Source organism: Mycobacterium sp. TH-M103 (genome assembly GCF_057473785.1).
In genome coordinates this window covers 1-26,013 of the sequence record NZ_JBYCLG010000068.1, presented here as the reverse complement: position 1 = coordinate 26,013, position 26,013 = coordinate 1, and the positions used below count along the sequence as shown (strand labels likewise).

Annotated in this window: 20 protein-coding genes and 1 pseudogene; 15 read left to right on the top strand and 6 right to left on the bottom strand. The window is 70.0% G+C overall.

Going from position 1 to position 26,013, the window contains the following annotated elements:
* Positions 1–1,028: 1,028 nt before the first annotated feature.
* Complete coding sequence (locus tag AC2VOR_RS03795; RefSeq protein ID WP_369738775.1) at positions 1,029–1,442, bottom strand: F420-dependent biliverdin reductase; 414 nt, start codon at positions 1,440–1,442, stop codon at positions 1,029–1,031.
* Positions 1,443–1,477: 35 nt separating this feature from the next.
* Between AC2VOR_RS03795 and dprE2 the strand changes: the two genes are divergently transcribed.
* The 7 genes from dprE2 (at position 1,478) to AC2VOR_RS03760 (ending at position 10,339) form a co-directional block, all read left to right on the top strand.
* On the top strand, positions 1,478–2,227 hold the full coding sequence (gene dprE2, locus AC2VOR_RS03790; RefSeq protein WP_369738774.1) for a decaprenylphospho-beta-D-erythro-pentofuranosid-2-ulose 2-reductase: 750 nt from the start codon (positions 1,478–1,480) through the stop codon (positions 2,225–2,227).
* A gap of 31 nt (positions 2,228–2,258) precedes the next feature.
* Positions 2,259–3,431, top strand: coding sequence for a precorrin-6y C5,15-methyltransferase (decarboxylating) subunit CbiE (gene cbiE / locus AC2VOR_RS03785; RefSeq protein WP_369738773.1), 1,173 nt, complete (start codon positions 2,259–2,261; stop codon positions 3,429–3,431).
* Complete coding sequence (cobM, locus tag AC2VOR_RS03780) at positions 3,428–4,183, top strand: precorrin-4 C(11)-methyltransferase (protein ID WP_369741607.1); 756 nt, start codon at positions 3,428–3,430, stop codon at positions 4,181–4,183. Before cbiE ends, cobM begins: the two co-directional genes overlap by 4 nt.
* Entirely contained in the window at positions 4,180–4,908 is a 729-nt protein-coding gene (locus AC2VOR_RS03775; RefSeq protein WP_369741606.1) for a cobalt-precorrin-6A reductase, read from the top strand. Before cobM ends, AC2VOR_RS03775 begins: the two co-directional genes overlap by 4 nt.
* A gap of 212 nt (positions 4,909–5,120) precedes the next feature.
* Complete coding sequence (locus AC2VOR_RS03770) at positions 5,121–6,647, top strand: PPE domain-containing protein (RefSeq protein WP_486963220.1); 1,527 nt, start codon at positions 5,121–5,123, stop codon at positions 6,645–6,647.
* 264 nt (positions 6,648–6,911) lie between these two features.
* Positions 6,912–7,343, top strand: a complete 432-nt coding sequence (locus tag AC2VOR_RS03765) for an MmpS family transport accessory protein (protein WP_369738771.1) — start codon at positions 6,912–6,914, stop codon at positions 7,341–7,343.
* Entirely contained in the window at positions 7,340–10,339 is a 3,000-nt protein-coding gene (locus AC2VOR_RS03760; protein WP_369738770.1) for an MMPL/RND family transporter, read from the top strand. Before AC2VOR_RS03765 ends, AC2VOR_RS03760 begins: the two co-directional genes overlap by 4 nt.
* A 140-nt stretch (positions 10,340–10,479) precedes the next feature.
* On the opposite strand, the gene AC2VOR_RS03755 is transcribed toward AC2VOR_RS03760, so the two are convergent.
* From AC2VOR_RS03755 to cobG, 3 genes are read right to left on the bottom strand one after another with little or no spacing between them, the layout of a single operon-like run.
* Positions 10,480–11,982, bottom strand: a complete 1,503-nt coding sequence (locus AC2VOR_RS03755; RefSeq protein WP_486963219.1) for a precorrin-2 C(20)-methyltransferase — start codon at positions 11,980–11,982, stop codon at positions 10,480–10,482.
* Positions 11,979–12,605 carry a precorrin-8X methylmutase gene (locus AC2VOR_RS03750; RefSeq protein WP_369738768.1) on the bottom strand — a complete coding sequence of 209 codons (627 nt, stop codon included), beginning with the start codon at positions 12,603–12,605 and terminating at the stop codon, positions 11,979–11,981. The genes AC2VOR_RS03755 and AC2VOR_RS03750 overlap by 4 nt, the downstream gene beginning before the upstream one ends.
* Positions 12,606–12,614: 9 nt before the next feature.
* A complete protein-coding gene (gene cobG, locus AC2VOR_RS03745) occupies positions 12,615–13,742 on the bottom strand; it encodes a precorrin-3B synthase (protein ID WP_369738767.1) in 1,128 nt (375 codons plus the stop codon).
* 167 nt (positions 13,743–13,909) lie between these two features.
* On the opposite strand from cobG, the gene AC2VOR_RS03740 reads away from it, so the two are divergent.
* From AC2VOR_RS03740 to AC2VOR_RS03730, 3 genes are all read left to right on the top strand, one after another.
* Entirely contained in the window at positions 13,910–14,410 is a 501-nt protein-coding gene (locus AC2VOR_RS03740) for a hypothetical protein (RefSeq protein ID WP_369738766.1), read from the top strand.
* Between the two features lie 70 nt (positions 14,411–14,480).
* Positions 14,481–18,059, top strand: a complete 3,579-nt coding sequence (cobN, locus tag AC2VOR_RS03735; protein WP_369738765.1) for a cobaltochelatase subunit CobN — start codon at positions 14,481–14,483, stop codon at positions 18,057–18,059.
* Between the two features lie 97 nt (positions 18,060–18,156).
* Positions 18,157–18,558 carry a PPOX class F420-dependent oxidoreductase gene (locus tag AC2VOR_RS03730; protein WP_369738764.1) on the top strand — a complete coding sequence of 134 codons (402 nt, stop codon included), beginning with the start codon at positions 18,157–18,159 and terminating at the stop codon, positions 18,556–18,558.
* A gap of 2 nt (positions 18,559–18,560) precedes the next feature.
* On the opposite strand, the gene AC2VOR_RS03725 is transcribed toward AC2VOR_RS03730, so the two are convergent.
* Positions 18,561–19,259 carry a dienelactone hydrolase family protein gene (locus AC2VOR_RS03725; RefSeq protein ID WP_369738763.1) on the bottom strand — a complete coding sequence of 233 codons (699 nt, stop codon included), beginning with the start codon at positions 19,257–19,259 and terminating at the stop codon, positions 18,561–18,563.
* Positions 19,260–19,331: 72 nt separating this feature from the next.
* On the opposite strand from AC2VOR_RS03725, the gene AC2VOR_RS03720 reads away from it, so the two are divergent.
* From AC2VOR_RS03720 to lnt, 3 genes and pseudogenes are all read left to right on the top strand, one after another.
* A complete protein-coding gene (locus AC2VOR_RS03720) occupies positions 19,332–19,874 on the top strand; it encodes an FxsA family protein (RefSeq protein WP_369738762.1) in 543 nt (180 codons plus the stop codon).
* Between the two features lie 103 nt (positions 19,875–19,977).
* Positions 19,978–21,528: an amidohydrolase gene (locus AC2VOR_RS03715; protein WP_369741605.1), complete on the top strand. Its 1,551-nt coding sequence runs from the start codon at positions 19,978–19,980 to the stop codon at positions 21,526–21,528.
* A 184-nt stretch (positions 21,529–21,712) separates the two neighbouring features.
* Positions 21,713–24,327, top strand: a pseudogene (lnt, locus tag AC2VOR_RS03710) (apolipoprotein N-acyltransferase).
* A gap of 18 nt (positions 24,328–24,345) precedes the next feature.
* Here the strand turns inward: lnt and rbpA are convergent.
* Positions 24,346–24,681 carry an RNA polymerase-binding protein RbpA gene (gene rbpA, locus AC2VOR_RS03705; RefSeq protein ID WP_067015244.1) on the bottom strand — a complete coding sequence of 112 codons (336 nt, stop codon included), beginning with the start codon at positions 24,679–24,681 and terminating at the stop codon, positions 24,346–24,348.
* Between the two features lie 193 nt (positions 24,682–24,874).
* Here rbpA and AC2VOR_RS03700 point away from each other — a divergent pair, with 193 nt between their 5' ends.
* Entirely contained in the window at positions 24,875–25,225 is a 351-nt protein-coding gene (locus AC2VOR_RS03700; RefSeq protein WP_486963218.1) for a hypothetical protein, read from the top strand.
* 397 nt (positions 25,226–25,622) lie between these two features.
* Positions 25,623–26,013: beta-ketoacyl synthase N-terminal-like domain-containing protein (locus tag AC2VOR_RS03695; protein ID WP_486963217.1), on the top strand; the 391-nt coding region annotated here is incomplete at its 3' end.

Here is a 26,013-nt window from a genome sequence, read left to right as displayed (position 1 = left end):
TCGGATTCGCATCGGCAGGCGGCGTAGGAGAAGATGGCACGCGGGTGTGACCTCGGGTTCGGATGGATGGATTCGCAACCTGCATCCAAACCCGTTGGTCACACCCGCCACATACGCCACGCCGGTCACGCGGCGATAACAGCCAAGGTCACAGCACTACGCATCAACTTTTCCGGCACCCTGCCTCAGAGGCCCGGCGACGGGCACGGAAACCATGGCGGTGCGACTGAAGGCGGCGTCCCATCGCTGGCTATTGACGAGTTGACCTCGGATGATCTTTCGGCATTTGCCGACTACACTGGCTCAGGCTACATAGACATGAACGAGGCGTTGAGGAGCGATGCTTTGGACGCGTCTCAATCCGCTCGCATTGAAGCGCTAAATAATGCATTGGGAAAGCTCCCCGCATATGAGGGGCCAGTGGTCCGTGGTACTAATCTCTCCCGAAGTTCTTGCTGAATATCGACCAGGCGAATACATCATCGAAAAAGGATTCATGAGCACGACAAAGGATCCAGTCGTGGCTCAGTCGCCAGCATTTGCAGGGAATGTCGAGTTCAGAATCGTATCTTTGCCGGTCGCGGCGTTTCTGCAGTTTCAGTGTTCCCGGCGGAACAGGAAGTGCTATTTCGTTCGCACACCAGATTCTTGGTGATCGATAATAGGGTGGATTCCCTAACTGGCCGAACTATCATCGAATTGATGGAAGACTAGAATAACCATGAACGAAATGACACCACGGGAGGTCTAAGGTGAGGGAGATCGCGGGGAAGGTCTTTATGGCCCGGGAAGAGGCAGGCGCTACTCCGCCGTCTGCGGAAAAGCTGGCGCGCGCACGACAACTTTTTGATGAGTTTCAGGAGAAAGTAGACGCCGTTGCCGACGAAGATCGGCCAACAGAGATCTCGCCAAAGTTTTGGGATGACATTTCGGGTACCGAGTATGACCCTCGGAGGGGAGATCGCTAAACGCGAGGAGTCGGGGCGCCGACGGCTTTGCCTCGGGCAACTCGGCCCGAGCAGGCCAGACTATCCCTCGCCCCGGTCGAGCAGCGTCGAGGACCCCAGCACCCGCTCCACCTGCACCTCGATGACGACCCGTCGCGGGTTGGGCTTGGGGGTGCGGTAGCGCTGGGCGTAGCGCAGCTCGGCGTCGCGCACGGCGTCGGCGTCGCTGTTGACCTTGGACCGGCCTTCCAGCGACAGCCATCGCGCACCGTCGACCTGGCTGAGCACGGCGACGCCGGCGCGGTCGGCGTTGACCGCCTTCTGCGACCCGCCGGAGGTGATGACCCGTGCGATGTGAGTCTTGGGATCGAAGGTGAATCCCACCGCCACGACGTGCGGTGAACCGTCGTTGCGCAGCGTGGTCAGCATGGCCAGATGACGTTCCGACAGAAATGCCAGCGCGTCGTCGGTGAGCCGGGTCGTGGTGTTCGCCATCACCGCCCACGCTAGCGCAGGTGATAATCGCAGCCGTGGATGACACGGGCGCAGGCCCGATACTGATCCTGGGCGGCCGTAGCGAGATCGGCGTCGAACTCGCCCGCCGCCTGGCTCCCGGCGCGACGGTGGTGCTCGCCGCCCGCCACGCCGACCGGCTCGACGAGCAGGTCACCACGCTGAAAGCCGCCGGCGCGGCTGCGGTGCACACCGAAGAGTTCGACGCCGACGACCTGGCCTCGCACGGCCCGTTCGTCGCTGCGGTCGTCGACGAGCACGGCCCCATCGCGACCGCCGTGCTGGCCTTCGGCATCCTTGGCGACCAGGCCCGCGCCGAAGTCGACGCCGCCCACGCCACCGCCGTCGTGCACACCGACTACGTCGCGCAGGTCAGCATGCTGACCCACTTGGCGACGGCGATGCGTCAAGCCGGCAAGGGCGCGCTGGTTGTGTTCTCCTCGGTGGCCGGGATCCGGGTGCGCCGCGCCAACTACGTGTACGGCTCGGCCAAGGCGGGTCTGGACGGCTTCGCCAGCGGCCTGTCCGACGCGCTGCACGGCAGCGGCGTCAGCCTGCTGATCGTCCGCCCGGGGTTCGTGATCGGGCGCATGACGCAGGGCATGTCGCCAGCGCCGCTGTCCAGCACCCCGCAGCAGGTGGCCGAGGCCACCGCGCGCGCGCTGGCAAAGGGGCGGCGCACCGTGTGGATCCCGTGGGCGCTGCGGCCGGTGTTCTTCGCGATGCGGTTGTTGCCGCAGTTCGTGTGGCGCAGGATGCCCCGATGATCCGCACCGCCGAATATGCTGAGCGGCGCTTATGATCGTCGTGGTCGGCATCGGCGCCGACGGCATGGCGGGCCTGTCGTCGGTGTCACGCTCCGAATTGGCAAGAGCCACCGTAATTTACGGCGCAAAGAGGCAACTCGCCCTGCTCGACGCCACCGTCACCGCCGAGCGTCGGGAGTGGCCGTCGCCGATGCTGCCCGCCCTGCGGCAGCTGCCCGTCGAGGCCGGCCTCGACGTCCACGTCGTGGCCAGCGGCGACCCGCTGATGCACGGCGTCGGCGGCACCCTCGTCCGCATGTTCGGAGCAGGCGAAGTCACCGTCCTGCCGCACGTCTCGTCGGTCGCGCTCGCCTGCGCCCGGATGGGCTGGAACGTCCACGACACCGAGGTGATCAGCCTGGTCACCGCGCGGCCCGACACCGCGGTGCGCCGCGGCGGCCGGGCGATCGTGCTCTCGCGCGACCACACCACGCCCGCAACGCTGGCGGGACTGCTGCACGCCCACGGCCGCGGCGATTCCTCGATGACCACCCTCGAACAACTCGGCGGCCCGGGCGAACGCCGCCGCGACGGCACCGCGGGGCAGTGGGCCCACAACGCCCCGCCGGATATCGACGATCTCCACGTGATCGCCATCCACTACCTGCCCGACGAACGCATCTCGCCGCTGCCCGACGACGCGTTCGTGCATGACGGCCAGATCACCAAACACGCGATGCGTGCGGTGACCCTGGCGGCGCTGGCGCCGCGGCCGGGGGAGCGGTTGTGGGACGTCGGCGCGGGATCGGGCAGCATCGGTGTCGAGTGGTGCCGCAGCTGGCCGGGCTGCAGCGCGGTCGCGTTCGAGCGCGACGGGAAACGCCGCGAGAACGTCAAATTCAACGCCGTCGCCTCGGGCGTGACCATCGACGTGCGCGGCGACGCGCCACGGGCGTTCGACGGGGCCGAAACCCCGTCGGCGATCTTCGTCGGCGGCGGGCTGACCCAACCGGGTCTGCTCGACGCATGCTTCGACAACTTGCCCCGGGGCGGGCGCTTGGTCGCCAACGTGGTCACCGCCGAATCGGAAGCCGCGCTGATCCACGCGCATTCGCGATTCGGTGGACTGCTGCGACGTTTCCAGCACTACCAGGGCGAGCCGCTGGGCGAGTTCACCGGCTGGCGCCCGCAGTACCCGGTCACCCAGTGGTCGGTGACGCGGTGACGGTCTACTTCATCGGCGCGGGTCCCGGCGCCGCGGACCTGATCACCGTGCGCGGGCAGCGAATCCTGCAGCGATGCGGGACATGCCTCTACGCCGGATCGATCATGCCCGACGACCTGTTGGCGCTGTGCCCCCCCGATGCGAAAGTCGTTGACACCGGACCGCTCACGCTCGAACAGATCGTCGCGGAGCTGGCCGACGCGGACGCCGCCGGTCACGACGTGGCGCGGCTGCACTCCGGCGATCCGTCGCTCTACAGCGCCGTGGCCGAGCAGTGCCGTCGGCTCGACGCCGTGGGCATCGGCTACGAGATCGTGCCCGGCGTTCCGGCTTTCGCCGCGGCCGCTGCCGTGCTGAAGCGAGAGCTGACCGTTCCCGGGGTGGCGCAGACCGTGACGCTGACCCGGGTCGCCACGCTGTCGACCCCCATGCCGCCCGGGGAGGACCTGACCGCGCTCGCCCGGTCCGGCGCCACCCTGGTCCTGCACCTGGCCGCCGCCCAGATCGATGCCATCGTCCCGCAGCTGCTCGCGGGCGGCTACCGCCCCGAAACGCCGGCTGCGGTGGTGGCTTTCGCAAGCTGGCCGAAGGAGAGCGTGCTGCGCGGCACGCTCGCCGACATCGCCGGGCAGATGCACGACGCCGGTGTCACCCGGACCGCCGTCATCGTCGTCGGTGACGTGCTGGCCGCGCAGGGGTTCACCGACAGCTACCTGTACTCGAGCGGGCGGACCCGGGGAACCAGGCACTGATGCGGGTATTGCTGCTCGGCGGCACCGCCGAGGCGCGGGCACTGGCCCGGGCCCTGCATCCACGGGTCGACATCGTTAGCTCGCTGGCCGGTCGTGTGCCCGACCCGGCCCTGCCGGTCGGGCCGGTGCGCATCGGCGGATTCGGCGGCGTCGACGGGCTGCGGCGCTGGCTGCACGACGAGGGCATCGACGCCGTCGTCGACGCCACCCACCCGTTCGCGGCTACGATGACCGCCCACGCCGCCCAGGTGTGCCGCCAAGTAGGCGTGCCACACCTGGTGTTGGCCCGCCCCGCCTGGGACCCGGGTGCGGCCATCGTCGTCGCGTCCGACACCGAAGCGGCCGAAGTCGTCGCCGCGCAGAGCTATTCGCGGGTCTTTCTCACCACGGGCAGGTCGGGCGTCGGGGCATTCGCCGGCAGCGACGCGTGGTTTCTGATCCGCGCGGTGACCACCCCGGACGGGGCCGTGCTGCCGCGCCGTCATCGCCTGGTCCTTTCCCGCGGTCCGTATCGCTATGACGACGAGCTCGCCCTGTTGCGCGATCACCGCATCGACGCGTTGGTGACGAAGAACAGCGGCGGGGACATGACCCGGGCGAAGCTGGATGCCGCCGCCGCGCTGGATGTCGCTGTCGTGATGGTGGCGCGGCCGGCGCTGCCGGCGGGCGTGCGCGCCGTCGGAACCATCGATGAGGCCGCTGAATGGGTGACCGGGCTCGGCTGATCGCCGGCCAAGCGCCGCTTTCGATGCCGCTGATCTGCCCGGCCGCGAACGCCACCTGGCGCAGGCCGACGCCGATCGCGGCCCAGCCACGGTCGTGCGACCTCGGAGAACCGACGGGAACCAAAGTCGCCGGCCAACCGACCAGTGAAGACAAGCATCGCCGGCAAACAAGGGGTCCCCGTGTCGCTGTTCGGTTCCGAAGTCCGGCCCCGATGATCGCCCCCGTCTGGCTGGCCCTGCCCCCGGAGGTGCACTCGGCCTTGCTAAACAGCGGCCCGGGCGCTGGGCCGTTGCAATCCGCGGCGGGGGCATGGTCGTCGATGAGCACCGAATATGCCGCGGCCGCCGATGAACTCGGCGCGCTTCTCGGTGCGGTGCGACACGCGTGGGACGGCCCCGGCGCGGAACGGTATCTGGCAGCCCACGTTCCGTACCTGGACTGGCTGCTCGAGAGCGCGGCCAAGAGCGAAGCCGCGGCCGCACTGCACAAGACGGCCGCCAACGCCTACGGCGTCGCGCTCGCCGCCATGCCCACGCCAGCCGAACTCGCAGCAAACCACGCGGCCCACGCGGCGTTGCTGGCCACGAACTTCTTCGGCATCAACGCGATTCCGCTCGCCGTCAACGAGGCCGACTACACACGCATGTGGCTGCAAGCCGCCGAGACGATGGCGACCTACCAGCTGGTCGCCGAAGCGGCGCTGGCCGCGGTGCCCGCGACCGCGCCCGCGCCGCAGATCGTCGCCACGGCCACGGCGGCCGCACCGAGCGCCGCTGCCGCCCAGTCCTGGCAGGACCAGCTGGCAGCCGCGATCAAGCAGTACACCTCGAAATTCGCCTGGCCGGTCTCCAAGGAGCTGAACCCGGGCGGCTGGCCCATACCCGCGGCGCCCTTCGTCAACGGGCTCAGCTCCGCGCTGCTGCAGCTCCCCGGCATGACCCCGACCCTGGCCGGCGCGCTGGGCTGGGCGATGTTCCACACGTTGATGATCTTCTGGCCCTTGGGCCAGCAGGCGATCCAACTGGCCGTATCGCTGGCTCCGGCGCTGGCCGCCGTCGTTTCGGCTGCGGAGGGTGCTGCCGTGGCGGCCGCCGCCGCGGCCGCGGCAGGCATCGCGCTTCCGCTGTCGATTCCCCTGGCCGCGCCGGCGGCGGGGGCAGCGGCTGCCGCGCTGCCGGGCGGTCTCGCCGCCGGGCCCGGCGGAGCGGCGGCGGCTCCGAGCCCGGGCATGCCTGGCACGGCGGCGACGCCCGTCGGGGCACCGGTCGATGGCGGGCCGGGGACGGGGTTCGGTCCAACGGCCCCCGACGGGCCCGGCGCGGTCATGCCTGACGCCGTGTACGCCGTGGGCCTGTCGGGGAGGCTGTCGGCGCGTGCCGCCGCCGGCGGCCGAGCGCGTCGTGGGGTCGCCGAGTCGGCGCCGGACGTCGCGGCCGCCCCCGCGTCCTCGGCCGTGGTCAACGGGCGGGCGCGGGCGCGCCGCGGTCTCGCGGCGTCCGTCGAGGATCACGCGCACCGCTACGAGTTCATGGAGGCGAGCGACTCCGCACCGTCGGTACCGGCCACGGCGTCCGGGCCGGGTGCGGGGCCGCTCGGATCTGCCGGGGCCGCAGCGGAATCCGATGTCCCGCCGGCTGCCGGATTGATGACACTGTCCGGCGACGGCATGACCGAGAGCCCGGTCGTGCCGATGCTGCCCGGCAGCTGGGGTGGGCATCTGCCGAATCCGGCCTGCTGACAAGCTGTTTAATACTGTTGGAACGGGTGACCTGAAGGTGCGCCGGATGCGCGCGCGGGGTTCGCGAGGCGGCGGCCCGGAATACGGTGGGGGGTATGGTATAAATTGTGCTGCGGGCGCGTAACCAGGCAACAAACCGCACGTCAGATGGCTGAAGACCACTGCCCACAGGGTCGAATGGCCCTATCAGCTGCAATGGCGCAGGGGTGAAACTGCCGATGAGCAAACCCGGTTTAACCAGACCGCGAGCGAAAGGAACCCCCGATGTTGGCCTTTCTCAAGAAGGCTTGGGTACCTCTCGTCGTCGCGGTGGCAGTCGCCCTGGGTGCTGTCGCGGTTATCAATCTTCGCGGCGTGTTCGGCTCCGACGAAATCTTCACGGCCACCGGCAGCAGCGCCGAACCGCTCAAACCATCCCACGTCAAGCGGGTGACATACGAGGTCTACGGGCCCGCTGACACGGTCGGGAGCGTGAGCTACCTGGACATGAGCGCCCAGCCGGAGCAGGCGAACTTCACCAGCCTGCCCTGGACCTACACGATCAGCACCACGGTGCCGGCGGTGATCGCCAACCTGGTGGCACAAGGTAACAGCGACACCATCGGGTGCCGCATCACTGTCAACGGCGAGGTCAAAGACGAGCGGTCGGCGGACGGCCACCACGCCCAAACCTCTTGCTTGGTGAAAGCCGGATGAACACAGACACCGAAACGCGCCCGAAATTCATGCGCTTCGTCCGCAACTTCGCGGTCCCGATCATCATTGGGTGGTTGCTGCTGACCGCGGCCGTCAACCTGCTCGTGCCGCCGATCGAGTCGGTCGCCAGAAATCACGCGGTCACGATGTCGCCCGGGGATGCGCCGGCGATGATCGCCGCCAAGCGCATCGGCGCGACGTTCCACGAGTCCGACTCCGACAGCATCGCGATGATCGTCCTGGAGAGCGATCACAAACTCGGCCCGGACGCACACCGCTACTACGACGGCCTGGTGAAGAAGCTGCAGGCCGACCACAAGCACGTGCAGCACGTCCAGAACGTATGGGGAGATCCGCTCACCGCCGCCGGTGTGGAGAGCCGGGACGGTAAAGCCGCCTACGTTCAACTCAACCTGGCCGGCGACCAGGGCAGCACGCTGGGCAACGAGTCCGTCAAAGCGGTCCGGGAGACCATCGACCACTCATCGCCGCCCCAGGGACTCAAGGTCTACCTCACCGGCCCGGCGGCACTGACGACGGACATGAACGAAGCCGCCGACAAGAGCATGTTCGTGATGATGGGCGTGACGGGCGTGGTCATCATGATCATGCTGTTCATCGCCTACCGTTCCATCAGCACGGTGCTGCTCGTCCTGGTCATGGTCGGTTTCGAGATGGGCACGGCCAGGGGCCTTGTCGCGATACTCGGCAACTACGACCTGCTGGGGTTCTCGACGTTCGTCGTCGCCATGCTGTCCTCGTTGGCGATCGCGGCGGGAACCGACTACGCGATCTTCCTCATCGGCCGATACCAGGAAGCGCGTCAGGCCGGTCTGGACCGGGAAGCGGCCTACTACAGCATGTTCCGCGGCACCTTCCACATCATTTTGGGATCCGGGCTGACGATCGCCGGCGCAACCTTCTGCCTCCACCTGGCGCGGCTGTCGTACTTCAAGGCGCTGGGCATCCCCTCGGCGCTGGGGCTGCTGGTCGTGGTCGCAGGCGCGCTCACCGCGGCACCGGCCGTTGTCGCCGTGGCCAGCCGGTTCGGCCTGCTGGACCCGAAACGCGCCGTCAAAGTCCACGGCTGGCGGCGCATCGGCACCGCGACAGTGCGCTGGCCCGGCCCGGTGTTCGCGGCCTCGCTGGCCATCGCGATCGTGGGCATCCTCATCATGCCGACGATGAAGATCAGCTACAACGACCGCTATTACATCCCGAAAGACCTGCCTTCGAACGTCGGCTATGAGGCCGCCGAGCGCCATTTCAGCGCGGCCACGATGAATCCCGACATCCTCATGATCGAGAGCGATCACGACATGCGGAACACCGGCGACATGATCATCCTGGACCGGGTTGCCAAAGACGTCTTCCGTTCGCCGGGAATCGCCATGGTGCAAAGCATCACCCGGCCGCTGGGCGGCCCGATCGAGCACACGTCCATACCGTTTCAGATCAGCGCCCAGTCGATCCCGATCCAGGAGAACCTTCAGTTCATGAAGGACCGGATGGGTGACATGCTCAAGATGAGCGACGATCTCGGCGCCATGATCGGGTCGATGGAGCGCATGCAGGCGCTGATGGCGCGGATGAGCAACTCGACCCATCGCATGGTCGGCGACATGCATGACATGCAGACGACGCTGGACGAGATGCGGGACCACCTGGCGGACTTCGACGACTTCGCGCGGCCGTTGCGCGGCTACCTGTACTGGGAGCAGCACTGCTACAACATCCCGGTCTGCTGGGCGACCCGCTCGGTGTTCGAGGCGATCGATGGCGTCGACAAGTTCAGCCAGAACATGAGCACGCTGATCAAGGACGTCAACAACATCGACGCGATCATGCCCCAGATGGTGGCCCAGTTCCCGCCGATCATCGCCGTCGCGAAGTCGATGCGGGGCAGCCTGCTCACCATCCACAGCAGCTTCTCCGGCCTGGTCACGCAGATGTCGCAGATGACCGACACCGCGAGCGCGATGGGCCAGGCGTTCGACGCGTCCCGGAGTGGGGACTACTTCTATCTGCCGCCAGAGGCGTTCCAGAACCCTGACTTTCAGCGCGGCCTGAAACTCTTCCTGTCGCCCGACGGGAAGGCAGCGCGGTTCATCATCACCCACGAGAAGGACCCGGCGACCCCGGCGGGCATCGCCGCGGTCAAGCCGGAACTCGAGGCCGCCCACCATGCGGTGAAGGGGACGACTCTGACCGACAGCAGGTTCTACCTGGCCGGAACGGCAGCCATCTACCGCGACATCCAGTCGGGCGCCAATTTCGACCTGTTGATCGTCGGGATTGCCGCGATCACATTGATTTTCGTCGTGATGGTGATCATCACGCGGGCCCTGGTGGCGTCCCTGGTGATCGTCGGCACGGTGCTGCTGTCGCTGGGCGCGGCCTTCGGGCTCTCGGTGCTGGTGTGGCAGCACCTGCTCGGCCTGGACCTGAACTGGATCGCACCGGTGTTCGGGTTGATCATCCTGTTGGCCGTCGGTTCGGACTACAACCTGTTGCTGGTGTCGCGGTTCCAGGAGGAGATCGGCGCCGGCCTGAAAACCGGCATCATCCGCTCGATGGGCGAGACCGGGGGGGTCGTCACCTCGGCGGGCCTGGTGTTCGCCTTCACCATGATGTCGATGGTCGCCAGCGACCTGCGCTCGATCGGCCAGGCCGGCAGCACGATCGGGCTGGGCCTGTTGTTCGACACCCTGATCGTGCGGTCGCTGATGACGCCGTCGATCGCCGCGCTGCTCGGCCGCTGGTTCTGGTGGCCGCTGAAGGTGCGGCCCCGCCCGGCCAGCGAGATGCTGCGGCCGTTCGGGCCGCGTCGCCTGGTCCGCTCGCTGCTGTTGGGTGAGCCCGCGGACGCGACGACAGTCAGGTCCCGGCGCCCGGAGGGCAACGCCGCGGCGGACACCCAGAAGGACGGCAGCCAATTCTCTGGCGACATGACGCACAGCGGCGGCGAGGGGCCGGGGCTGGGCCACGCGCATTGACACAGGTGCGCAGCGCATCTCTTCCGGTCCACAGCCGTAGCTTCGTGCCATCAACACCTTCGCTCGCCGCGCGGCCTACCGGGCAATTTTCGTCGGGGGTGATATCCCGGTCGTCCGACCCTGAACGGGGCCGAGCGCGATCAGAACGGGTAGCGCCGTGGAGTGAACACCCGGTCACCCGAATCGACTGAGTGCCACTGCGTTTGGGAGGACCCGACGATCAGCAGGCAGCGCATGTCGACGTCGGCGGGGTCGAGGTCGGCCAGCCGCACGACCCGGACGGTTTCCTCGGGCCCGGAGACGTCGCGGCCGATCACCACCGGTGTGCCCGGTTCGCGATGAGCCAGCAGGATGTCGCGCATCGCCCCGACCTGCCAGGTCCGCGATTTGGACGCCGGGTTGTACACGGCCAGCACCAGATCCGCGGAGGCGGCGGCGGTCAGCCGGGCGGCGATGACGTCCCACGGTTTGAGCCGGTCGGACAGCGAGATCACAGCGTAGTCGTGACCGAGCGGAGCGCCTACCCGGCTGGCCACGGCCTGGGCGGCGGTCATCGCCGGAATGACCCGCACCTGAACGCCCGGCCACTGCTTGGCCTCTTCGAGTACGGCGGTGGCCATCGCGAACACGCCCGGGTCGCCCGAGGACACCACCGCGACCGCATGTCCCTGCTCGGCCAGCGAGCACGCCAGCCGCGCCCGCGCGGGTTCGTCGGTGTTGTCGCTGGGATGTCGGCGCTGACCGTCGCGGGCGGGCACGCGGTCCAGGTAGCCTGCGTAACCGATCAGATCGGTCGCGGCCGCGAGTTCCCGCCGGGTCTGCGGCGTCATCCAGTCGGTGTCGCCGGGCCCGAGTCCCACCACCGCCACCGCGCCGGTTGCCGGGCCGCGGTCCCGCCGCCCGCCCGGCAGCATGGCCAGCGAGAAGTAGGGCACGCTGTTCGCGTCGACGTCCGCGGCGGGCAGGACGCGTTCACCGCGGGTGCTGGCCCGCTCCACGTAGAATGCGTCGTCGAGCTTGCCGGCGGCCGAAAGCGCTTCCCGCACATTGGAATACGACCTGCCCAGTTTGAGGATCACGGCGGCGTCGGCGTCGGCCAACCGGCGGGTCAGTTCGGCGGCCGGCAGGGTGCCCGGCAGCACCGACAGCACCTCGTCACCGGCTACCAGTGGTGTGGCGATGGCCGCCGAGGCGGCGCTCACCGAGGTGACCCCGGGCACGATGACCGCGTCGAAGCGCTCCGTCAGGCGGGTGTGCAGGTGCATGTAGGAGCTGTAGAACAGCGGGTCGCCCTCGGCGAGCAGCGCCACGTTGCGTCCGGCGTCCAGGTGTGCCGCGATCCGGCGGGTGGCCTCGGCGTAGAAGTCTTCCAGCGCCCCGGCGTAGCCGCCGGGATGGTCGGTGGACTGGGTGGTCACCGGGTAGATCAGGTGCTCCTCGATCTGACCGGGCCGCAGGTACGGCTCGGCGATTGCCCTCGCGATGCTGTGACCGTGCCGGGCGCTGTGATAGGCCACCACGTCCGCGTCGCCGATCACCCGGGCGGCCTTGACGGTCACCAGCTCCGGGTCACCGGGTCCCAGCCCGACGCCCCACAGGGTGCCTCTGGGGGCGCTTCGCGTGGTGCCTCTGGGGGCGGTCATTCGCTCTCGCTCGCGATCGCGTTGACCGCGGCGGCGGCCATGGCGCTGCCGCCGCGTCGGCCCCGCACGACCAGATAGGACATGCCGCGCGGACGGTCGATGAGCTCCTGCTTGGATTGTGCCGACCCGACGAATCCGACCGGGCCGCCCAGCACCGCGACCGGCGCGGCGACCCCCTCGTCGATCAGCTCCAGCAGGCGGAACAGGGCGGTGGGCGCGTTGCCGATCGCCAGGACCGCGCCGCCCATCCGGTCGGCCCACAATTCCACGCCGGCCGCCGAGCGGGTGGTGCGCTGTCGGGCGGCCAGTTCGGCCGCGCGCGGATCGGCCACCAGTGACACCACTTCGTTGCCGGCGGGCAACCGCGCGGCGGTGATGCCGGCGGCCACCATCGACGAATCGCACAGCACCGGCGCACCGGCGCGCAGGGCGGCGCGGGCCCGCGCCACGACGTCGTCGGTGAAGGCGACGTGACCCGCGACATCGACCTGGCCGCAGGTGTGGATCAACCGGACCACGACCTGCGCGACGTCGGCGGGGAACCGGCCCAGGTCGGCCTCGGCGCGGATGGTCGCGAACGACTGCCGATAGATTTCGGCCGCGTCGCGGATGTAGTCGAGCACCCGATCACCCTAAGGCTCGTCGCGGCGGCGACCCGCCGCGGAGCGCTCCAGCCGGTATCCGTCCCCGGTGGCGACCAGCACCTCGCCGGCCAGCGGGCTGCCGCACGCCCGCTCGCAGCCGACGAAGTGACGGTGCACCGTGGAGTCGGGGTCCAGCGACCGCGCGGCGTCGGCCCGCACATCGGCCACCGAGTGCGCGCACCCGGGTCTGCCGGTGCAGGCGCTGACCGTCAGCCAGGGGGAGTTCTCGTCGAAGACCAGGCCCACGGGCGCCAGCACCCGCACCGCGGCGTCGGCGACGGCTTCGTCGAGGTCGCAGATCAGCACCGAGCGCCACGGTGTGACGACCAGTGGCGCCTGGACGGCGACCAAGTACTCCGCGACGCGTGCGGGCAGCACGCCGAGCGGGACCGCGGCGCCCAGCGTGACGCGGCCGTCGTCCTGGCCTATCCACCCCACCGGGGGGCCGGTGCGGACGGGAAACGTGGGGCCGCGCGGGTCGGCAGCGGGCAGCAGCACGCGCACGTCGGCCAATTCGTTGACCCGCCAAGCCTTTCCGCGCACTTCCAGAAACCGCAGGGCGACGGCGACGAGCGCCTCGATGACGCCGTCGGCGTCAGGTCGCACGCCGGTGTCCCGCCCGGCCAGCAGCAGCGCCACACCGTCGTCGAGCACCTGGGCCCCGACGTCGGCGCCCAGACCGGACACGTCGGCGCGGCCGTCGTCGACACTGAACCAGAATCGGCCGCCCAGTTCGGCCAGCCGCGGCTCGGCGCGGATCGCCGCATCCAGGTCACCGACCCATCCCCGCACGTCGGCTCGCCCGCCGGCGCGGCCGGACAGTGGCGAGGCGACGATGTTGCGAACCCGCTCGTGGGTCGCCGACGGCAGCAGCCCGGCCCCGGCGATCGCCGCGGCGGCCGCCGTCACGTCGGTGATCCCGCGCACCTGAACGTTGCCCCGCACGGTCAGTTCCAGGGTTCCCGAGCCCAGCCCGCCCGCGACGGCGGTCAGCGCTGCCAACTGGTCGGCGGTGATCATGCCGCCGGGCAGTCGCACCCGCACCAGCGCGCCGTCGGCGGCCTGATGCACCTGCAACGCACCCGGACAGGCGTCGGTGTCGCGGGTTCGAGGCATGCCCTACGGTACGACGGAGATCGTGGTCGCGGGCGCTACGGTCTCGGGGGAATATGATGGCCTGGCATGCGTCGCGTGGTGAATTTTGGGGGCGTGGTGCGTACAGACACCTTTTGGGCAGACCCGGTAATCGGTGCTGAGCACGAGCGGCAACGGCGGGCCGGGGCATGAGCCTGCGACAGATCGAGATCCCGGCCGACGACTGGCGGTCGCAAGACACCGCGGTGATGCACAAGACCCTGGCCGACGTGTCTGCGAACCCGGCGGTGGCCCGCGCCTGGCGCGGATCGATCGCGCTGAAATTCGCGGACACCGACAAGTTGGAGGAGCGCCACCCATACATGAACCCGGCGATCACCGGCTTCCTGCACAGGGTGTACTCGGAATTGCCCTACCTGTTGTACTTCCTGAACCCGGATCGGGAGAACGGTGCGCTCGACACGTTCTTCGCGTCGATCGGCGCGCTGTGCCAAACCGACGAGGCGGCCTGGGTGATGTGGTCCGACGATGTCGGGGCGGCGTACTACGCGGCGCTGACCGCGGCCGCCGAGTTCGCGGTCAAGAGCGGCGACGACTGGGTCGCCGTCGTTCGGGGCTACGAGCAGCGCCAGTCGATCTTCGAGGAGATACGCGAGGTGCTGGTCGCGCGCGGTGTCCTGCTGGCGTGAATCGGGCCGGGAATCCGCGCCTTCCGATGCGGTGGGCCGATGCGGTGGGCCGATGCGGTACGAATGATGGGTGGCTGACCCGACCATTTTGCTGCTGTCGACCTCCGACACCGACCTGATCGGTGCCCGCTCCAGCGGCAAGAACTACCGGTGGGCCAACCCGTCGCGGCTCTCCGAAGACGAGCTGGCCTCCCTGCTGGAGAACGCCGCGGTCGTGGTGGTGCGGATCCTGGGCGGCTACCGCGCCTGGCAGAGCGGCATCGACGCGGTGATCGCGAGCGGCGTCCCGGCCGTCCTGGTCAGCGGTGAGCAGGCCGCCGACGCGGAGCTGACCGGCCTGTCGACGGTCGCCGCCGGGATCGCGGTGCAGGCCCACATCTATCTGGCCCACGGCGGCGTGGAAAACCTGCGTCAGTTGCACGCCTTCTTGTCGGACACCGTCCTGATGACGGGCTACGGGTTCGCCGAGCCGATGGCGACCCCCACCTGGGGCGAGCTCGCCCGCGCGGGTGCCGCTGAGCGCGCCGAAGGCCCGACGATCGCGGTGCTCTACTACCGCGCCCAGCAGTTGGCCGGGAACACCGCCTACGTCGAGGCGCTGTGCCGGGCGATCGAGGACGCCGGCGGCCGGCCCCTTCCGCTCTACTGCGCGTCGCTGCGCACCGCCGAACCCGATCTGCTGCAACGGCTTCGCGAGGCCGACGCCATGGTGGTCACCGTGCTCGCGGCCGGGGGACTGAAACCCGCGGCGGTGTCCGCCGGCGGGGACGACGACAGCTGGAACGTCGAACACCTGGCGGCCCTGGACATCCCGATCCTGCAGGGGCTTTGCCTCACCAGCCCGCGCAGGCAGTGGCTGGACAATGACGATGGTCTGAGCCCCCTCGACGTGGCCACCCAGGTGGCGGTGCCCGAGTTCGACGGGCGCATCATCACGGTTCCTTTCTCGTTCAAGGAATTCGACGACGACGGTCTGATCTCGTATGCGGCCGACCCGGAACGCTGCGCGCGGGTGGCGGGACTGGCGATCCGGCACGCGCGGCTGCGGCACGTCGCGCCCGCCGACAAGCGGGTGGCTCTGGTGTTCTCGGCGTACCCCACCAAGCACGCCCGCATCGGCAACGCGGTCGGCCTGGACACCCCGGCCAGCGCGGTCGCTCTGCTGGCGGCGATGCGCGAGCACGGCTACCGGGTGGGCGAGCTGCCCGGTGTGGAGAACGGCGACGGCGACGCGCTGATCCACGCGCTGATCGAACGCGGCGGCCAGGACCCCGACTGGCTCACCGACGGGCAGCTGGCAGGCAACCCGATTCGGTTGCCGGCCAGAGAATATCGTGCGTGGTTCGCCACATTGCCAGCCGAGCTGACCGAGGCCGTGCAGGCGCACTGGGGTCCGCCGCCCGGCGAGCTGTTCGTGGACCGCACCAACGACCCCGACGGTGAGATCGTGATCGCCGCAATGCGATCCGGTAACCTGGTGCTGCTGGTGCAGCCGCCGCGCGGCTTCGGCGAGAACCCCGTCGCGATCTACCACGACCCAGACCTGCCGCCCAGCCACCACTACCTGGCCGCCTACCACTGGCTGGACGCGGGTTTCGGGGCGCACGCGGTGGTGCATCTGGGCAAACACGGCAACCTGGAATGGCTGCCGGGCAAGACGTTGGGCATGTCGGCCGCCTGCGGGCCCGACGCCGCGCTGGGCAACCTGCCGTTGATCTACCCCTTCCTGGTCAACGACCCCGGCGAGGGCACCCAGGCCAAGCGGCGGGCGCACGCGGTGCTCGTCGACCACCTGATCCCGCCCATGGCGCGCGCCGAAACCTACGGCGACATCGCGCGCCTGGAGCAGTTGCTCGACGAGCACGCCAACGTGGCGGCGCTGGATCCCGCCAAGCTGCCCGCCATCCGCCAGCAGATCTGGACGCTGATCCGGGCCGCGAAGATGGACCACGATCTCGGGCTGTCCGAGCGCCCGGCGGAGGACTCGTTCGATGACATGCTGCTGCACGTCGACGGCTGGCTGTGTGAGATCAAGGACGTCCAGATCCGCGACGGCCTGCACATCCTGGGCCAAAAGCCTTCCGGGGAAACCGAACTCGACCTGGTGCTGGCGATCCTGCGGGCCCGGCAGCTATTCGGCGGCGAGCACACACTGCCCGGCCTGCGCCAGGCGCTCGGGTTGGCCGAGGACGGCACCGACGATCGATCCTCGGTCGACGGCGCCGAGGCCGCCGCCCGGGAACTGGTCGCGGCGCTGCAGGCCACCGGTTGGGACGCCGATGCCGTCGACCGGCTCACCGACAACCCCGACGCCGCGGCGGTGCTGCGGTTCGCGGCCACCGAGGTCGTGCCCCGTCTCGCGGGCAGCGCCGCCGAGATCGAGCAGGTACTGCGGGCCCTGGACGGCCACTTCGTCCCGGCCGGGCCATCGGGCTCGCCGCTGCGCGGCCTGGTCAACGTGCTGCCAACCGGGCGCAACTTCTACTCGGTGGACCCCAAGGCGGTGCCGTCCCGGCTGGCGTGGGAAGCCGGTGTGGCGCTTGCAGATTCGCTGCTCGCCCGGTACCGCGACGAGCACGGCCGGTGGCCGCGGTCCGTCGGGCTGTCGGTGTGGGGCACCTCGGCGATGCGCACCTCGGGCGACGACATCGCGGAAGTGCTTGCGCTGCTGGGTGTCCGGCCGGTGTGGGACGACGCGTCGCGGCGGGTCGTCGGCCTGACGCCGATCCCGCCGGCGGAGCTGGGCCGCCCGCGCATCGACGTGACCGTGCGCATCTCGGGGTTCTTCCGGGACGCGTTCCCGCACGTGGTCACGATGCTCGACGACGCGGTGCGGCTGGTCGCCGATCTCGACGAGCCCGCCGCCGACAACTACGTGCGGGCCCACGCCCAGGCCGACCTGGCCCAGCACGGCGACCAGAGGCGCTCGACCACAAGAATTTTCGGTTCCAAGCCGGGTACCTACGGTGCCGGGCTGCTGCAGCTGATCGACAGCCGCAACTGGCGTGACGACGCCGACCTCGCGCAGGTCTACACGGCCTGGGGCGGGTTCGCCTACGGGCGCAACCTGGACGGCCGGGAGGCGGTCGACGACATGAACCGGCAGTACCGTCGGATCGCGGTGGCCGCGAAGAACACCGACACCCGCGAGCACGACATCGCCGACTCCGACGACTACTTCCAGTACCACGGCGGCATGGTGGCCACGGTGCGGGCGCTGACCGGGCAGGCACCGGCCGCCTACATCGGCGACAACACCAGGCCCGACGCGATCCGCACTCGCACGCTCTTGGAGGAGACCACGCGCGTGTTCCGCGCCCGCGTCGTCAACCCCCGCTGGATGGCGGCGATGCGCCGCCATGGATACAAGGGCGCGTTCGAGATGGCCGCGACCGTCGACTACCTGTTCGGCTACGACGCCACCGCTGCGGTGATGGCCGACTGGATGTACGAACAGCTCGCCGAGCGTTACGTGCTGGATCAGGAGAACCGTAAGTTCATGGCGGAGTCCAACCCGTGGGCGTTACACGGCATGGCCGAGCGGCTGCTCGAGGCCGCCGGGCGCGGCATGTGGGCCGACCCCCAACCGGAAACGCTCGACGGTCTGCGCCAGGCGCTGCTGGAAACCGAGGGCGACCTCGAGGGCTGAGCCCCCTCTGGCGCCCGAACGTGACACTGCGGTCACGCTCGGGCCCCACCGTGGCTGCAGGTCACGTTCGAGTCGCCGCGGCGGTAGGTTGAACACCGTGACACCCACCTTTGCCGACCTCGCCAAGTCGCAATACGTCCTGCTGACCACGTTCACCAGGGATGGCCGGCCCAAGCCCACGCCCGTCTGGGCGGCCCTTGACAACAAGGAGAGGGACCGGCTGCTGGTGATCACGCAGGAGAAGTCGTGGAAGGTCAAGCGGATCCGCAACACCCCGCGGGTCACGCTGGCCGCTTGCGACATGCGCGGCAACCCGAAAAGCGAGGCCGTCGAAGGCAGCGCGGCCGTCCTCGACAAGTCGCACACGGGCGCCGTCTACGACGCGATCGGCAGGCGGTACGGCATCGTCGGCAAGGTCTTCAACCTGTTCAGCAAGCTGCGCGGCGGGATGCAGAACAACGTCGGCCTCGAGATCAGGCCCGCCGGAAGTCCCGGCTAGGCCTACGACGCCGTGAGGTGCCGGCGGAAGAACGAGAACACCCGGCTCCACGCGTCCTCGGTCGCCGCTTCGTCGTAGCCGAAGCCGGTGATGCGCAGCAGCGGCTGGGCCGGCAGCTTGTTGGCGAAGCTGTGCCCGGCGTGCGGATAGACCTTGATGTCGGCGGTCACCCCCTTGGCGTCGGTCATTTCGCGCAGCCGCGCCGGCGCGCCGACGCCGAGCGGGTCGCGGGCGCCGAAGCTGGCCACGATCGGGCAAGCGCCGTCCAGCGTCTCGCCGAGGTGGCGCGGCAGCGGAGTGCCGTAGAACGGTGCCGAGGCGCCGAAGCCGCTGGACGCCATCACCAGCGCGAACTGGCCGCCCATGCAGAAGCCCGCGATACCGACCTGTCCGGTGCACTCCGGCATGGCCTGCAGGTGGTCGCGGGCGGCCAGCAGGTCGTCGAGGGAGCGGCCCCGCTGGGTCAGCACCTCCCGTATGACCCGGGTGATGCAGCGGGCGCGGCCGCCCCGGGCGTACAGGTTCGGCGTGATCGCCACGTATCCCGCCCGGGCGATCCGGTCGTTGGTCGCCTCCTTGTCGGGGTTGTAGCCGAACGCGTCGTGGACCACCACCACCCCCGGCCAGGGGCCCTGCCCCGGCGGCAGGCTCAGCAGCGCGTCGATCGGTCCGTCGGGGGTGTTGATCTCGATCGTTGTCATAGCGTCATCTAACTGCAGCCGCGTCGTTCGCCACCAGGGAACTCCGGCCCGGCCCGCAGGCGTTGGCGTCATATGCTGTGGCGGTTGTTGCTGATATATGCCGGTGTCGAACTCGCGGTGATCATCGCGCTGGTGTCGACGATCGGGTTCGGTTGGACCGTGTTGGCGCTGCTGGCCAGCTTCGTGCTCGGGTGGGCCCTGATGGTGCCGATGGCGGGATCGCAACTCGTCCACCACGTGGGCCAGCTGCGATCGGGCCTCAGGAATCCGCGGCGTGCGTTGGGCGACGGAGCCCTGGTGACGGTGGCCACCGGTCTGGTTGTCGTGCCCGGGTTGGTCACCACCGCGTTGGGGATCCTGCTGCTGGTGCCGCCCATCCGGGCCGCCGCCGGTTCGGGACTGGCCGCGGTGACGATGCGCGGCCTGCAGCGGCGGGTGCCGCTGATCACCACTTTCGCGGCCGGTGTACGGCAGGGCGAACCGGGCGGCGAACGCGACTACATCGACTACATCGACGGCGAGGTCATCGACGTGACCGAGGGCGAGCCCCCCACGTTGCCGAACGCCCCGATTGCCGGTGGGCCCCGGGAACGTACCGCGCGAAGCCCCTACTGATCGCCCCGGCACCGCCACGCCCAGGTTTGACTAGGTTTGGCCTGTGACCAAGCTGCTGGTCAACGGCCGGGTGCACAGCCCGACCCACCCGGATGCCACCGCCATGGCGGTGCGCGGGGGCGTCGTCGTCTGGCTGGGCAGCGACGCCGTCGGCCGCGAGCAGTTCCCCGACGCCACCGTGGAAAATCTCGACGGCGGGTTCGTCGCGCCGGCGTTCGTGGACAGCCATGTTCACCTCAGCGCGATCGGCCTGGCGCTCAGCGGCCTGGACCTGCGGGCGGCCACCTCGCGTGCGCACTGCCTGAAGATGATCGGCGACCATGCGGCCGCCCATCCCGGCCTGCCGGTGTGGGGGCACGGCTGGGACGAATCGGCGTGGCCGGACAACGATGCCCCCGGCACCGTCGACCTCGACGGCGTGCTCGGCGACCGGCCCGCCTACCTGGCCCGCGTCGACGTCCACTCCGCCCTCGCCTCGACCGCGCTGCGGCGGCTGGTTCCCGGCCTGGCCGCCGCCGCCGGTTTCGCCCCCGAGCGGCCACTGACCGGCGACGCGCATCACCTGGTTCGGGCCGTCGCCCGGGGCCTGCTCACCGATACGCAGCTGGCCGAGGCGCGGGCGGCCGCGCTGCGGGCCGTCGCCGCGTCCGGGATCGTCGCCGTGCACGAATGCGCCGGTCCCGAGATCGGGGGCCTCGACGACTGGCTGCGGCTGTGCGCGCCGGACCGCAACGTCCAGGGCGTCCCGGGAGTGGAGGTGATCGGCTACTGGGGCGAGGCGGTCACCACCCCGGCTCGGGCCCGAGCGCTGCTGGATGAGACGGGCGCTCGCGGGCTGGCCGGCGATCTGTTCGTGGACGGGGCGCTGGGGTCGCGCACCGCCTGGTTGCACGAGCCCTACACCGACGCGCCCGACCGCGTCGGCAGCTGCCACCTGGACCCCGACGCCGTCGAAGCGCACGTGCGGGCATGCACGCAGGCGCAGGTCACGGCCGGCTTCCACGTCATCGGCGATGCCGCGGTCACGGCCGTCGTCGCGGCGTTCGAGGCGGTGGTCGCCGACCTGGGCATGGCCGCGGTCGCCCGATGCGGGCACCGGCTCGAGCACCTCGAGATGGTCACCGCCGAGCAGGCCGCCAAACTGGGCGCCTGGGGCGTCATCGCCAGCGTGCAGCCCAATTTCGACGCGCTGTGGGGCGGGCCCACCGGCATGTACGCGCAGCGGCTCGGCGCCGAGCGGGGCAGCCGGCTCAACCCGTTCGCGCTGTTAGCATCCCAAGGCGTGCCCCTCGCCCTCGGTTCCGATGCCCCGGTCACGGGCTTGGACCCGTGGGTGAGCGTCCGCGCCGCGGTCAACCATCGCACCGCGGGAAGCGCAATCTCGCCCCGGGCCGCATTCGCCGCCGCGACCCGCGGCGGCTGGCGCGCGAGCGGGGCGCTCGACGCCAGGGCGGGGACCCTGGTGCCCGGCGCGCCGGCGTCATACGCCGTGTGGGACGCCGGGCCCCTGGACACCCGGGCGGCGCCCGACGGTGTGCAGCGCTGGTCCACCGACCCGCGCTCCCGGGTTCCGGCGTTGCCCCGACTCGGCGCCGGCGACCCCGTGCCACGCTGCCGGCAAACCGTGCATCGGGGCGCTGTCATCCATGGTTAGGGGCTGGTTCGCCCGCGACGCGCGCCCCGCGGCTGCCGACGAGACCGTCGCGGCCGACGACGAGTCCGCCGCCGACGCGCCGCCGGAGCCCGCGGAAGCGCCGGCGGGGGAACACGGGCCCCAGCCCGTCCCCGCCGGTCCGGCCCTGGCCGCACGCCTGGGTGCCGCGACGCACCGGGCCGCGCTGGGGCTGGGTGCCGCGGTGGCGGCCCGGCTGCCCGCGGTCCGGGCCGCGATGCTGCCTAGGCTGCCTCGGTTGCTGCTGGCCGTCGCGGGCGGTTTGTTGCTGTGCGCGAGCTTTCCGCCCCTGAACTGGTGGTGGGCCGCCATCATCGCCGCCGCGCTACTGGCCTGGGTGCTCACGCACCGCGCCACGACACCGGTCGGTGGCCTGGGCTACGGCTTTCTGTTCGGGCTGGCGCTCTACCTGCCGCTGCTGCCGTGGATCAGCGCTCTGGTGGGCGCCATGCCCTGGCTGGTGCTGGCGGCGACGTGCGCGTTGTTCCCGGGCCTGTTCGGGTTGTTCGCCGTCGTGGTGCGCCGGCTGCCCGGCTGGCCGATCTGGTTCGCCGTGCTGTGGGCGGCCCAGGAGTGGTTGAAGGCGAACTATCCGTTCGGGGGCTTCCCGTGGGGGTCGGTTGCGTTCGGCCAATCCGACGGGCCGTTCCTGCCGCTGGCCCATCTCGGCGGTGTGGCGCTGCTGTCGACGGCGATCGTGCTGGTGGGGTTCAGCGCCACGGCGATCACGCGGGAGATCGTCGCGTGGTGGCCGCGGGGCGGCCGAGCGCAAGCACGCACCGACCACGAAGTCGACCGGCCGCCCGCCGTCGTGTTGCCGGGCGTGTGCATCTGCGTGGCGTTGTTGGCCGCGGTCGCGGTCTGGCCCCAGGTGCGGCACGCCGGGACCGGCGCGGGCGGGGAACCGCCGGTCACCGTCGCGGCGGTGCAGGGCAACGTGCCGCGGCTGGGTCTCGGTTTCAACGAGCAACGGCGCGCGGTGCTGGACAACCACGTCCGGGAAACGCTGCGGCTGGCCGAGGACGTGCGGTCAGGGGCAGCTCCGCAACCCCAGTTCGTGATCTGGCCGGAGGATTCGTCGGACATCGACCCGTTGGTCAACGCCGACGCCGCCCAACAGATCGCGAAAGCCGCCACGGCCATCCACGCGCCGATCCTCGTCGGCACCGTGCTCGGCATCCCGGGCCGCCCGGCAGACGACCCCGAATACACCAACACCGTGATCGTCTGGAACCCCGTCACCGGTCCGGCCGACCGCCACGACAAGGAGATCGTGCAACCGTTCGGCGAGTACCTGCCGATGCCGTGGCTGTTCAGGCACCTCTCCGGGTACGCCGGCCTGGCCGGCCACATGGTTCCGGGCCGAAGCAGCGGGGTTGTGCACATCGGTGGGGTGCCCGTGGGGGTGGCGACCTGCTGGGAGGTGATCTTCGACCGCGAGCCGCGTGAGGCGGTGCTGCACGGCGCCCAGCTGCTGGCCGTGCCCAGCAACAACGCCACCTTCAACAAGACGATGAGCGAGCAGCAACTCGCGTTCGCCAAGGTTCGGGCCGTGGAGCACGACCGGTTCGTCGTGGTGGCCGGCACCACCGGCGTCAGCGCCGTGATCGCGCCGGACGGCGGCGAGCTGGTGCGCACGGAGTTCTTCGAACCCGCCTATCTCGACATGCAGGTGCGGCTCAAGACCCGGCTGACGCCAGCAACCAGATGGGGCCCGACGCTGCAATGGGTTCTGGTCGCGGTGGCCGGGGCGGTCATCCTGGCCGGGATACGGCACAATGGGTGGTTCCCGCGTCCGATTCGGCTCAGGTCCAGAACGGGCGACCCGGACGACGACGCACCGCCTGACGAGGGCGGTTCGGATTCGCAGGACCCCCCGCCCGACGACGGCGGCGACCAGGTCCCGCCCGACGAGGGCGGTGACTACACTCCGCTCCACCGGAGCGGCCGACAACCGCGTTACTTCGGGTGACACAGAGGAGCTAAATGACCACCGCCCAGCCGGCGCCGCAGGCCCCGGGCAACCGTCCAAGCCAGCGCACGCTGGTGATCATCCCGACCTTCAACGAGCGGGAGAACCTGCCGTTGATCCACGACCGGTTGAAGAAGGCGTGCCCGGGAGTGCACCTGCTCATCGTCGACGACAGCAGCCCCGACGGCACCGGCCAACTCGCCGACGAGCTGGCCGCCGCCGATCCCGGCCGCACGTTCGTGCTGCACCGCACCGCCAAGGACGGCCTGGGCGCCGCGTATCTGGCGGGTTTCGGCTGGGGTCTGAGCCGGGACTACTCGGTGCTGGTGGAGATGGACGCGGACGGCAGCCATGCGCCCGAACAGCTGCACCGTTTGCTGGATGCCGTCGACGCGGGTGCTGACCTGGCCATCGGCTCGCGCTACGTCGCCGGGGGGACCGTCCGGAACTGGCCGTGGCGGCGCCTGGCCCTGTCCAAGACCGCCAACACCTACTCGCGGGTGGCGCTGGGCATCGGCGTCCACGACATCACCGCCGGTTACCGGGCCTACCGCCGCGAGGTGCTCGAGAAGATCGACCTCGACCGCGTGGAATCCAAGGGTTACTGCTTCCAGATCGACCTGACCTGGCGTACCGCGTGCAATGGGTTCGTCATCGTCGAGGTGCCGATCACCTTCACCGAACGCGAACTCGGCGTCTCGAAGATGAGCGGATCCAACATCCGCGAGGCGCTGATCAAGGTCACGCGGTGGGGCATCGAGGGTCGCACGGCGCACGCCCGCGGGACACGCGCTCCCGACCGAGCCTGATCCCTCCGCCGCGCCGCGTCAGCCGCGGCGGCGCGACCTGATCAGCTCGAGCCGCTCTTTGAGCAGCTCTTCGAGTTCTTCGACGGAGCGGCGCTCCAACAGCATGTCCCAGTGGGTACGCGGCGGCTTGACCTTCTTCGGCTCGGGCAGATCGCCCTCGATCAGGGTGCCTTCCATGCCGTTGCGGCACAGCCAGGTGCCGGGGATGTCGGCGTCGTCGGCGAACGGAACCTCGAACTCCTCGCCGTTCTCGGTGCGGTACCGGGCTATCTGACGCGGCGCCAGATCGTGGTTACGGTCGGTCTCGTAGCTGACGGCGCCGAGGCGACTACCCCGCAGGACTCGATCAGCCATAGGTGCTACTCCTTTGGACCTCTGAGCTCTCGTGGGCTCTGTGGTGGCAGTTCTTTTCGGACGTCTCTTCGCATGGCAAACGTGGCGACGGCCCGGGTAGTTCCCCGGGCCCGGCGCGGAATGCGCGCGACGCAGCCACTCATGATACCCGCATAGCGGCTCGACAAGCGTTGAGCGGGCTAAAGTCGCAGGCGTGACGCGCCGCGACCGACCCCAACCGTGCCGCTGGTGCGGCCGGAACGTCGCCGACGCCGGGATGGGCCGCCGTCGCCAGTATTGCCGGCAGTCCTGTCGGCAGCGGGCCTACGAGCAGCGGGCGTCGCTGAGCCGTGCCGGGGGCGGCGCCGTGCCCGAGGACGCCGTGGTCCTGTCGGCCGACGACGCGGCGGACCTCGCTGACCGGGTCTATCAGGTGCGTTGTGCGGCCGAGGACGTCGTCACCGCGCTCGACGAGGGTGCCGGGGCGGTGGAACTTCGCGAGCTGTGCGACACGCTGATCGCGGCCGCCCGGGCCGCCGACGGCTGGCGCCGGGTGGGGGCCTGACCGTGTCCTTTGTCGCCCGGGCACCCGATTGCCCGCGTAACCGCCTTCGGCCGCCGGCCGGGTACAGTCGCGCCATGGACGCCGCGCCGAATATGTCCTCGTTTCCGGGGGTCAGCGGGACGAATCAGTCACCGGGCAGGCCGGCGCGCGCCATCGCATGCACTCGGCTGCCTTCCACATGTCGATGCCGGTCCTCCTCGAGAAGCCGGGAGTATCGGACGTTTTGAAATCCTGCCGGAGTTGGCCATACTCACCAGCGGACTTGGGTCGGAGAGCAGCACGACGTTGGTCGCAAAGACCATGACATCGCGTCGTACGGCAGCTCCCGTGAGTTGGCGACAGCCGCATCCGGCGGGCCACAGCCACCAATAGGCGAGGGTTAGGGCGAGGGATAGTGATGGTTGATCAACTCCAGCATGCGACCGAGGCGCTGCGTAAAGCTCTGGGGCAGGTCGAACGCCTGAAGCGGACCAACCGCGCGTTGCTGGAGCGGTCCGGCGAGCCGATCGCGATCGTCGGTATGTCGTGCCGTTTCCCCGGCGGGGTCGACACCCCGGAAGACCTGTGGCAGATGGTCGCCGACGGCCGCGACGTCATGTCGGATTTCCCGACCGACCGCGGCTGGGATCTGGCCGGATTGTTCGACCCCGACCCCGACGCGCGCCACAAGACCTACACCCGCACCGGCGGTTTCGTCGACGGTGTCGCCGACTTCGATCCCGGGTTCTTCGGGATCGGCCCCAGCGAGGCGCTGGCCATGGACCCCCAACAACGCATGTTCCTCGAGC